The sequence below is a fragment of the Burkholderia sp. 3C genome (genome assembly GCF_054589155.1).
On record NZ_BAAILN010000066.1, the window covers coordinates 312,015 to 321,786 of the forward strand.

Annotated in this window: 11 protein-coding genes; 4 read left to right on the forward strand and 7 right to left on the reverse strand. The window is 66.3% G+C overall.

Annotation, left to right across the window (positions count from 1 at the left end):
• Window positions 1-40 precede the first annotated feature (40 nt).
• Window positions 41-1,438: an MFS transporter gene (locus ACYP33_RS11720; RefSeq protein ID WP_414446722.1), complete on the forward strand. Its 1,398-nt coding sequence runs from the start codon at window positions 41-43 to the stop codon at window positions 1,436-1,438.
• A 27-nt stretch (window positions 1,439-1,465) separates the two neighbouring features.
• Here ACYP33_RS11720 and ACYP33_RS11725 read toward each other — a convergent pair whose 3' ends face one another.
• Window positions 1,466-1,885 carry a PIN domain-containing protein gene (locus ACYP33_RS11725; protein WP_459621770.1) on the reverse strand — a complete coding sequence of 140 codons (420 nt, stop codon included), beginning with the start codon at window positions 1,883-1,885 and terminating at the stop codon, window positions 1,466-1,468.
• Window positions 1,872-2,105 (reverse strand): FitA-like ribbon-helix-helix domain-containing protein, encoded by a 234-nt coding sequence (locus tag ACYP33_RS11730; protein ID WP_459621772.1) that lies wholly within the window; start codon window positions 2,103-2,105, stop codon window positions 1,872-1,874. Before ACYP33_RS11730 ends, ACYP33_RS11725 begins: the two co-directional genes overlap by 14 nt.
• 703 nt (window positions 2,106-2,808) lie before the next feature.
• On the opposite strand from ACYP33_RS11730, the gene ACYP33_RS11735 reads away from it, so the two are divergent.
• Entirely contained in the window at window positions 2,809-4,023 is a 1,215-nt protein-coding gene (locus ACYP33_RS11735; RefSeq protein ID WP_459621774.1) for a winged helix-turn-helix domain-containing protein, read from the forward strand.
• Between the two features lie 45 nt (window positions 4,024-4,068).
• Here the strand turns inward: ACYP33_RS11735 and ACYP33_RS11740 are convergent, their stop codons facing one another.
• From ACYP33_RS11740 to ftrA, 3 genes are all read right to left on the reverse strand, one after another.
• Complete coding sequence (locus ACYP33_RS11740; protein WP_414440036.1) at window positions 4,069-4,290, reverse strand: DUF1653 domain-containing protein; 222 nt, start codon at window positions 4,288-4,290, stop codon at window positions 4,069-4,071.
• 308 nt (window positions 4,291-4,598) lie between these two features.
• Window positions 4,599-6,050 carry a M20/M25/M40 family metallo-hydrolase gene (locus tag ACYP33_RS11745; RefSeq protein WP_459621776.1) on the reverse strand — a complete coding sequence of 484 codons (1,452 nt, stop codon included), beginning with the start codon at window positions 6,048-6,050 and terminating at the stop codon, window positions 4,599-4,601.
• 148 nt (window positions 6,051-6,198) lie between these two features.
• Window positions 6,199-7,155, reverse strand: a complete 957-nt coding sequence (gene ftrA / locus ACYP33_RS11750) for a transcriptional regulator FtrA (RefSeq protein ID WP_459621778.1) — start codon at window positions 7,153-7,155, stop codon at window positions 6,199-6,201.
• Window positions 7,156-7,259: 104 nt separating this feature from the next.
• Here ftrA and ACYP33_RS11755 point away from each other — a divergent pair, with 104 nt between their 5' ends.
• Both ACYP33_RS11755 and ACYP33_RS11760 read left to right on the forward strand, forming a co-directional pair.
• The gene (locus ACYP33_RS11755; protein ID WP_414440039.1) at window positions 7,260-7,652 is read left to right on the forward strand and encodes a rhodanese-like domain-containing protein; all 393 of its coding nucleotides are present in this window, start codon (window positions 7,260-7,262) and stop codon (window positions 7,650-7,652) included.
• 135 nt (window positions 7,653-7,787) lie between these two features.
• The gene (locus ACYP33_RS11760) at window positions 7,788-8,114 is read left to right on the forward strand and encodes a superinfection immunity protein (protein ID WP_414440040.1); all 327 of its coding nucleotides are present in this window, start codon (window positions 7,788-7,790) and stop codon (window positions 8,112-8,114) included.
• 382 nt (window positions 8,115-8,496) lie between these two features.
• Here ACYP33_RS11760 and ACYP33_RS11765 read toward each other — a convergent pair whose 3' ends face one another.
• Window positions 8,497-8,760, reverse strand: coding sequence for a YodC family protein (locus tag ACYP33_RS11765; RefSeq protein ID WP_414440041.1), 264 nt, complete (start codon window positions 8,758-8,760; stop codon window positions 8,497-8,499).
• A gap of 335 nt (window positions 8,761-9,095) precedes the next feature.
• The coding region (locus ACYP33_RS11770; RefSeq protein ID WP_459621781.1) for a MurR/RpiR family transcriptional regulator at window positions 9,096-9,772 on the reverse strand (677 nt) is incomplete at its 5' end.

Genomic DNA, 9,772 nt, shown 5'->3' on the forward strand with positions numbered 1-9,772 from the left:
TCGATGCAATAATGGCCGCTTTGCCGCGCGCCGATTCCCCATGCCGCTCGCAGTCCATCCCTTCATCGCACCGCTGATCGTCGCTTGCGCGTTGTTCATGGAAACGGTGGACGCCAACATCATCGTCACCGCCTTGCCGGCGATGGCGCACGCCTTCGGTCACAGCCCCGTCACGCTCAATATCGCGATCACCGCCTACGTGGTGGGCCTCGGCGTGTTCATTCCGATCTGCGGCTGGCTGGCCGACCGCTACGGCGCGCGCACGGTGTTTCGCACTGCGATCGGCATCTTCGTGGTGGGCTCGCTGATGTGCGCGGCCTCCACCAACCTCGAACTGCTCACGTTCGCGCGCTTCGTGCAGGGCGTGGGCGGCGCGATGATGGTGCCGGTGGGCCGCATCATCATCTTCCGTGCCGTGCCGCGCTCGGACCTGATCCGCGCGATGAACTACCTGACCGTGCCCGCACTGTTCGGCCCGGCATTGGGTCCGCTGCTCGGCGGCTTCCTGACCACCTACCTGCACTGGCGCCTGATCTTCTTCATCAATGTGCCGGTCGGCATCTACGGCATCTACCTCGCCAACAAGTACATCGCGAACACGCACGAGGCGAACCCCGGCCCGCTCGACTGGCTCGGCTTCCTGCTGTCGGCGGCCGGTGCGGCGCTGCTGCTGATGGGGCTGACGATGCTCGACGGCTCGCTGCTCAGCCCACGCGACGCGTTCCTGATGAGCGTGGCCGGCGCGCTGCTGCTCGGCATCTACGTGCTCCACGCGCGGCGCGCCACGCTGCCGGTGCTGGAGCTGCGCTTCCTCAAGATTCCCACCTATCACGCGAGCGTGGTGGGTGGCTCGCTGTTCCGCATCGGGCTCGGCGCGGTGCCGTTCCTGCTGCCGCTGACGCTGCAGGAAGGGCTCGGCATGAGCGCGTTCGAATCGGGGCTGATCACCTGCGCGTCAGCCGTGGGCGGCACCGTTTCGCGGCTGCTGTCGCAACGGCTGCTGCGCCGCTACGGGTTCCGTCGGGTGTTGATGGTGAACGCCGCGCTGGCCGGCCTCGCGATCATCATGTACGGCACGTTCCATCCGGGCATGGCCGTGTGGGTGATCTGGGTGATCGTGCTGATCGGCGGGATCTTCCCGGCGCTGCAGTTCACCAGCCTGAACTCGGTGATCTACGCCGAAATGTCGCCTCGCGATATCGGCCGCGCCACCAGCCTCGGCAGCGTGGTCCAGCAGATGTCGCTGGGCCTCGGCGTGACGGTGGCCGGCCTCGTGCTGCACATGTCGGCGGCGCTGCGCGGCCACCCCACGGTGCAGTGGTCGGATTTCTGGCCCGCGTTCCTGGTGGTGGGGCTGTGCTCGTTCGCGTCGATTCCGATCACGCGGCGCCTCGCGCCGAATGCCGGCGACGAGATCGCGCGCGGCAAGCGCGGGTGATCGGGCGGGCCTTTCGTTGGCCCAGCGCTACCCTTCGAAGGGGTTCAACACGCGGGCGCCTGTGCCGGTGAAATCATCGACGTTCCGCGTCACCACGGTCAGGTCGTGAATCAACGCGGTTGCGGCGATCAACTTGTCCAACGCATGCTCCGGGTGAGGGACGCGCAAGCGCCCCCACAATTGCCCGACTTCCTCGTCTGCGGCCAGAATGTTCTGGTCAAACTCCTGGAGTATGCCAACGAGCCACTTTTCGAGTCGCGTTGCCTGCGCCTTGTCACCACGGTGACGAATAATCTCCACCCCTCGCCGCAATTCACCAATCGTTACGATCGAAAGATACAAATCGACATCGTCCTGTGCCGCCTTGCGGAAGAAGGCCATCACGCCTTTGTCCGCTCGATCTCGCTTCCGAACTTCGCTGATGACGTTGGTGTCAACTAAATACATTCGGCGCCTCTCCATCATCCACGCGCGCGAAATCGGCATCGGTGCCGACGTTCGGGATGCTCATCAACACTTCGGCGAAGGTTTTGCGCTGCGGCGCGCGCAGCGCCTTTGCCAGGATCTCGCGATGCTCGGCTTCCGCGCTGCGTCCGTGTGCTGCGGCGCGCTCGCGCAGGCTTTGGACGAGTCCATCATCCACATTTCTAACCAATAGATTTGCCATGATTTGCTCCGCACCTTAAATGCTATCAATGATAGCATTCGAGGTGTAAAGTGCAAGCATTGATAGCAAAGCCCGGGGCCACTCGATCAAGCACGTCCCGCGCGCTCGAGGTCATGTCTGCATGCAGAGGGGGCATGGAGCGGCTGCGCCTTGGGATCCGCAGCCAGAGTGGTGGTAGCGCCATGTCGTGTGGCGAGCCGATACGCGAGGTAGTCGTCAGTAGCCCGGCAGAGCTCGCGAATTTCCTCCGACAAAGCGGGCAGGCCTGGCAACCGCAGCCCCAACCCACCGCGCATCATTCGCAAGCCCAAAAGAAATCGGCGGACATCCACGTCGGCCCGAAGGCCGGGCAGATGCCCGCGCGAATTAATTCTCCGGGTTCGGCGACGAATCGCGTCGCCCGGATTCGCTCCCTGCGTGCCATGGACATATGTGCGTCGGGAGCAAAACCTGTGACGATCAGTTGTCACGGCGTGGAAGCAACTATAGGGAAACTCGCCGCGCCGATGTGTCAACGATTGTGATAAGTGTGGCCGAATCGTGTCATGACCGGCGCAGGCCGCGCGGAACATGCGTGTTTCGTCGATCTCGCGGGCCCGCTGCCTGACCCGATACCCGATGCGCCGCACCATCGCGCACGCCCGGCGAAGCACCGGGAATCGCGCTAGAGTGGCCTTCCGTTCGCTCCCTGCCCCGCTCGCCCGTGTCGCCCACCCTCTCCCTCAACGCCGCCCGTTCGCTGCATCTCGCCGCGCAGGGCCTGCTCGCGCCGCCGCGCCGCAAGGCCGTGAAGGCCGACGTGCTCGACGCCATTCGCCGCATGGCGCAACTGCAGATCGACACGATCCACGTGGTCGCGCGCAGCCCCTATCTCGTGCTGTTCAGCCGGCTCGGGCCTTACGAGCAGCGCTGGCTCGACGAGCATCTGGCCGAGGCGAGCCTGTTCGAATACTGGTCGCACGAGGCCTGCTTCCTGCCGATCGAGAGCTTCGGGCTGATGCGTCACAAGATGCTGAACCCGGTCGGCATGGGCTGGAAATACGCGTCGGCATGGCACGACACGCATCGCGACGCGATCGACACGCTGCTCGCGCAAGTGCGCATGGGCGGGCCGGTGCGCTCGTCCGATTTCGTGCGCGAGGACGGCGCGAAGGGCGCAGGCTGGTGGGACTGGAAGCCGGAGAAGCGCCACCTGGAGGTGCTGTTCTCGACCGGCCAGTTGATGGTGGCGGCGCGCCAGAATTTCCAGCGCGTCTACGACGTGCTCGAACGCGTGCTGCCGCATTGGGACGACGCGCGCGACCTGCCCTCGCGCGAACAGGTGCTGCCGCAACTGCTGGACCAGACCTGCCGCGCGCTCGGCATCGTGCGCGTCGACTGGGTGGCCGATTACTACCGGCTGCCGAAGCGCGCCTATCGCGACGAGCTGCACGCGCTGGCCGATGCCGGCGAACTGCTGCCGGTAACGGTCGAAGGCTGGAAGGAGCAGGCGTTCGTGCATCGCGAACTGGCCGACCTGCTGGCGCGCGCCGACGACGGCACGCTGCGCCCCTCGGTCACCACGATGCTTTCGCCGTTCGATCCGGTGGTGTGGGACCGCCGGCGCGCGTCGGCGCTATTCGGCTTCGACTACACGATCGAGTGCTACACGCCCGCCGCGAAGCGCCGCTACGGCTACTTCTGCCTGCCGATCCTGCATCGCGGCAGGTTGATCGGGCGCGTCGACGCCAAGGCGCATCGCGCGCAGGGCGTGTTCGAACTGAAGGCGTTGCATCTGGAGCCGGACGTGCGGCTCGGCGCGGGGATGATCGGCGACGTGGTGCGCGCGGTGCGCAAGCTCGCCGACTGGCACGGCACGCCGGAATTGGCGGTGGGTGTTGCGCCGCGCGAATTGAAAGCGGCGTTGCTGGCGCGCTGAACGCCGCCGCCGCGACCGAGACGATCGACGCGGCGGCGTCGTGCGTCAGCCCTGCTTCAGCGCGCGAAAGCGCGGCGTGCCATCGGCCAGCGATTCGTTGAACATCGTCTCGGGCCGCACCCACAGGCCGCGCGCATGCGGCCACAGGTGTTCGTAGACGACCACCGATTCCTCGGTTTCGGAATGGCGCGCGACGCCGACCACGCGATAGAGGCCGCCCTTGTAATGGCGGTGGGTCGCAAGTTGTTCGGCTTCCTGCTCGGTCATGACGGTGCTCCGCAAAATCGAAAGCGCGTATTGTAGGCGCGCCGCGATGCCGGGGCGATTTCGGGATCGCGGCGCACCGCCATGCACAGGGGCATAGCGCAATGCACGGCGGCGTACATCAGCGCGCCTCAACTCACGGCAGCGCAGCTCAGCACACGGCGGCCTGCCTTGACGCACGGCAGCGCGCCTCGGCGTACGGCGGCCTGCCTCGATGCTCGACGGCACACCTCAACGCACCGCAGCCTGCCTGAACACACGGCAGCGCGCCTCAGCATACGGCGGCCTGCCTCAACACACGGCAGCGCGCCTCAACGCACCGCGGCAATAATATCGGCCGCCGCCGCAGTCAACTTCTTCGCGTACGGCACATGAAGAAATTCATTCGGCCCATGCGCGTTCGACTTCGGCCCGAGCACGCCGCACACCATGAATTGCGCCTTCGGGAAGCCGGCTTGCAACACGTTCATCAGCGGAATCGTGCCGCCGAGGCCCATGTACGCGCAATCGGCGCCGAAGTGGCGACGCGACGCGGCATCGAGCGAATCGGCCAGCCACGGCGCGAGATCGGGCGCGTTCCAGCCGGTGGCCGCGCCCGGGTCCGGGCGGAACGTGACCTTGGCGTTGTAGGGCGCGTCGAGTTCGAGCAGACGCTTCAATTCCTGCACGGCCTGTGCCGCATCGACCAGCGGCGGCAGCCGCAGCGACAGCTTGAACACCGTCTTCGGACGCAGCACGTTGCCCGCGTTCTCCAGCGGCGGCAGGCCGGCCGCGCCGGTCACGGCCAGCGACGGCCGCCACGTCGAATTGAGCAGAGCCTCGCGCGGATCGGTGGTGGTCGGCAGCACCGGGCGGCCGTCCTGGCCGCAGGCCCAGGGCAGGCCCTTCCACACCAGGTCACCGAGAATGCCGGCCGCCGCATCGGTCTCGCGCAGCCGGCTTACCGGCACTTCGCAATGGAACACCTGCGGCAGCAGGTTGCCGGTGGCCGCATCCTCGAGCCGCTCGAACAGTTGCCGCATGATGCGAAAGCTCGACGGCGCGATGCCGCCGAACACGCCCGAATGCAGGCCTTCGTCGAGCACTTCCACCTGCAGGTCGCCCGACACCAGCCCGCGCAACGAGGTGGTCAGCCAGAGCTGATCGTAATTGCCCGCGCCCGAATCGAGACACACCACCAGGCCGACCTGCCCGAGCCGCTCGCGCAGCACATCCACGTAGGGCAGCAAATCGTAGCTGCCCGATTCCTCGCAGGTTTCGATCAGGCCGACGCAGCGCGGCCGCTCGATGCCCTGCGCGTCGAGCGCGGCCAGCGCGGTCAGGCTCGCGTAGATCGCGTAGCCGTCATCGGCGCCGCCACGGCCGTAGAGCTTGCCGCCCTCGTACTTCGGCGTCCACGGGCCGAGGTCGGCACGCCAGCCGTCGAATTCGGGTTGCTTGTCGAGATGGCCGTAGAGCAGGATCGTGTCGCGGGTACCCGAGCGCGTGGCCGGTGCGTCGAAGAAGATCACCGGCGTGCGGCCCGGCAGACGCACGATCTCCACCGTCAGCCCGCGCACCGATTGCCGCTCGGCCCAGCGCGCGGCGTCCACCACCACGCGTTCGAGCAGGCCGTGCGCGTCCCAGGCGGGATCGAACGCAGGGCTCTTGGCGGGAATCGCGATGTAGTCGGTCAGTTGATGAATGATCTCGTCATTCCATTTGCGCTCGATGAAATCGTCGAGGCGATCGTGATCGATGGCGGTATCGGCGGCAGTCGTCATGGTCGTGAGGGAAACCGGTGGGGACGAAAGTGTCGATGATAGCGCCGATGGGGTGGTGCGCGGCGGGGGCGGACGCCACGAAAGCCGGCGAGCGCGGCCGCGCAGGGATCGGCCCGAATTGCGTGCTGCCCGCGTCGGCCGCCGCCCGCTAGTTCGCGTCGAAACCGCGCCGGTAAGCCGCCGGGCTGACGGCCGCGATGCGCCGGAAATGGCGGCGCAGCGATTCCTCCGAGCCGAAGCCGGCCAGCGCGGCGAGCTGCGCGAGCGGCAGCGCCGGGTTCGCCTCCAGCATTTCCTTCGCAACGCCCACCCGCTCGCGAATCAGCCACGCATACGGCGCCAGCCCCGTGGTGTCGCGAAACTGCCGCTGCAGCGTGCGCGGGCTCATGGCCACGCGCTCGGCCAGCGACGCGAGCGTGTGCGGCTCGGCGGCGTGCTCGCGCATCCAGTCGATCAGGCGCGCGAGGCGATCCTGGCCGTCGGGCGCGACCGGCCGCGGCACGAACTGCGCCTGCCCGCCGTCGCGATGCGGCGGCAGCACGAGCCGCTGCGCAACGCGGTTGGCGATCGCGCTGCCATGGTCGCGCCGCACCAGGTGCATCAGCATGTCGAGGCCCGCCGCCGAGCCGGCCGACGTGACGATCGCGCCTTCGTCCACGTACAACGCATCGGGATTCACGTTCAGCGACGGATAGCGCGCACGCAGCCGTTCGACATAGCGCCAATGGGTGGTCACGGTCAGCCCGTCGAGCACGCCGGCCGCCGCCAGCACGAACACCCCCGAACAGATCGAGCAAAGCCGCGCGCCGCGCCGGTGGGCCGCGCGCAGCTTGCGCAGCAACGGCTCGGGCGGAAGCTCGTCGGGATCGCGCCAGCCGGGGATCACGATCGTGTCGGCACGATCGAGCATCGCGAGCCGGTACGGCGCGGCGATCGTGATGCCGCCCGCCGCGCGGATCGGCCCCGACTCGGCCGCGCACACGGCGAAGCGATACCAGTCCACCTCCAACTCCGGGCGCTGCAACGCGAACAGCTCGACGACGCAGCCGAATTCGAAGGTACAGAGGCGGTCGTAAGCGAGCGCGACGACGAGATGATTGTGCATGGCGCGATGTTACCGGAACTTGTCGATCCGGCCACTGTTGGCAAAACCGCCGCACCGCGATACTGATGGCTCCGACACCGTTTTTCCCAGGAGACCGAACCATCATGTCCTACGTCACCGAAATCCCCGCCGCCGACAGCGCCACCGCGCTCGAACGCTTTTCCGCGTCGCTGCGCTTCGAAACCGATTGCTGGGACGTGCATCACGCGATCGAATCGGGCCAGACCGATTTCGTCCTGCTCGACGTTCGCAGTCCGGAACAATTCGCCGCCGGGCATATCCGGGGCGCCATCAATCTTCCGCACCGCAAGATCATCGAAGGGAAGCTATCGGATTTTCCAATCGGATCGATATTCGTTACCTATTGCGCTGGCCCCCATTGCAACGGCGCGACCCGCGCGGCGATCCGTCTGGCTCGCCTCGAACGGCCTGTCAAGCTTATGCCTGGCGGGATTACGGGATGGTACGACGAAGGTTTCGAATTAGTGACGGATTAATGCCGGATGAGGGATCGACAGGCACCGTGACGGGAAACGCAACAATCAGTTTCCTGCACAACATCTGAAAAAGCGCGACAATCCGTCCCACTGCAGTTGCCTTCGTCGCACTGCAACACGGAAGGAGTTGCTCCCATGCAGATGAAAATCCTGTTTCAGATTGTCGGGGCCGTAATCGCGATCGCGTTCTACTTTCTGCCGGCGATCATCGCCGACCGTCGCGGCCGTCACGACAAGCTGACCCTCGCGCTGTTCAACGCCCTGTTCGGTTGGACCGGTATCGGCTGGCTGATGACGCTCTACTGGGCGCGGCTGCCGAACCCGGCGAAGAACCTGGCCGTCAAAATCGTCCAAACCCGCCACTCGATCAGCATGAACACGTTCCAGTCCGGCCTGGTCGACCGCGTGCAACGCCGCGTCGCGCTCCAGCAAGCCTGGGTCGAAAAGCAGGAATCGCGCTGAGCCGGTCGAACGGCTGGCCGACGCAGCGATCAGCCCGCGTCCGCCTTCCCGCCGCCGCACGTCTCACCCGCAGTCGCAGTCGCTTGTTGCCGCTCCCGGATCACCCCGCGTTCCCGACCGCGTAGCACCCGCCCCGCGTCACCTGTCCGCGTATTCCGCCTGGCATCACCCGAACGATCCGGCCTGCCCGGCCGAGCCGCCGCATTACGCGTGCGGCCCGGCCGGCGGTGCCTGCCTTCGTCGATGCTCACACCGCATCCGTTGCCTCGATCGACCGCGTAAACGACAACGCGCCCGTTTCCGGGCGCGTGGCGTATCGGTGCGTGACGTGGCGAGGCCGATGCCGGCCTCGATACCGCATGTTCAGTTCAGCGGAACCGCCTCAAAACGCAAAGCCGGCGTGCATGCCGAAGCTGCGCAGGCTCGCGCGGCCGGCCGAGATGGTGGTCGGCTCGCGCACCACCTCGTCGAACGCAAAGCGCTGCTGGCAGAAATCGCCGCCGATATCGAACCACTGGCACGTCAGCCAGGCTTCGCCGCCGGCCGCGCCGACGAACGTGACGGTCATGCGCGGACCGCCGGTTTTGAGCGTCACGACGTCGCCGATGCGCGGCGACGCGACGCGAATATCGTGTGCTGTTGTCATGACCCGGCCTCTCGAAAGTCGCTTTCCGGTTAGCCGACGGCTTACCGGTTTGCAGCAGACTATCAACGAAAATAAACCGAGACAAGAAATCTTTTTTGCTTTCTTCTGCTCGATTTCAGAAAAGCGTTCGCTTACCTGTCAGCCTTGCCAGCAAAGCCTTTCGAAGCTGTCGACACGATCATTTACCGTGCGTTCGATTGAGCCGATTTTGAAACTTTTATTTAAACGGATCGCGAATTTTTTGATCCGATTATTGCGCCGCAATCGGGCTGAAAACCGCCGATACGAATATCTGCACATTATTGTGGCCGGTTACCGGTATCGAATTCCCGGTTTCAGACCGAATAGGCACCACGCGCGTGCAGATCCGCTTCGGCGCGCGCCAGCGCAGCCACTGCCTCGCCACCTTCGAGCGCCAGCAGTTGCGCGACCAGCGCCTCGGCCAGCGCATGCGCGCCCACCAGCGACGGGAAGAACGACGGGCTCTCGTGCGCGAACAGCAGCGACTGGTCGGCCAGCAGCGCAATCGGCGACACGGCGCTGTCGGTGATCGCCACCACCTTGCTGCCGCGATCGCGCGCGGTGGTCGCCACGCGCGTCGCCTCGGCCGAATACGGCGCGAAGCTGACCACCACCGTCACGCTCTGCTTCGAGATCGCGCGCAGTTCCATGTCGAGCGAGCCGGCCACGCCGGCCAGCAACGCGACGGTCGGGCGAAACAGGCGATACGCGTAGACAAAACCGAACGCGACCGGGTAGCACGAGCGAAAGCCGGCCACATGCACCTGCTGCGCCCGGCGGATCAGCTTCGCCGCGTCCGCCAGCGCGCGCGCGTTCTGCGCGGCCGTGCCGCTCAGGTTCTGCTGCTGGGCCGCCAGCAGATCGTGCGCGAGCGCCGCCTTGCCGCCCGGCTTGACGAGCGAGCGCGCGCGCTGCGTCATCGGTGCGGGGCGCGTGCGCACGCGCGCCACGAACAGGTCGCGCATCTCGTTCCAGCCGGGAAAGCCGAACT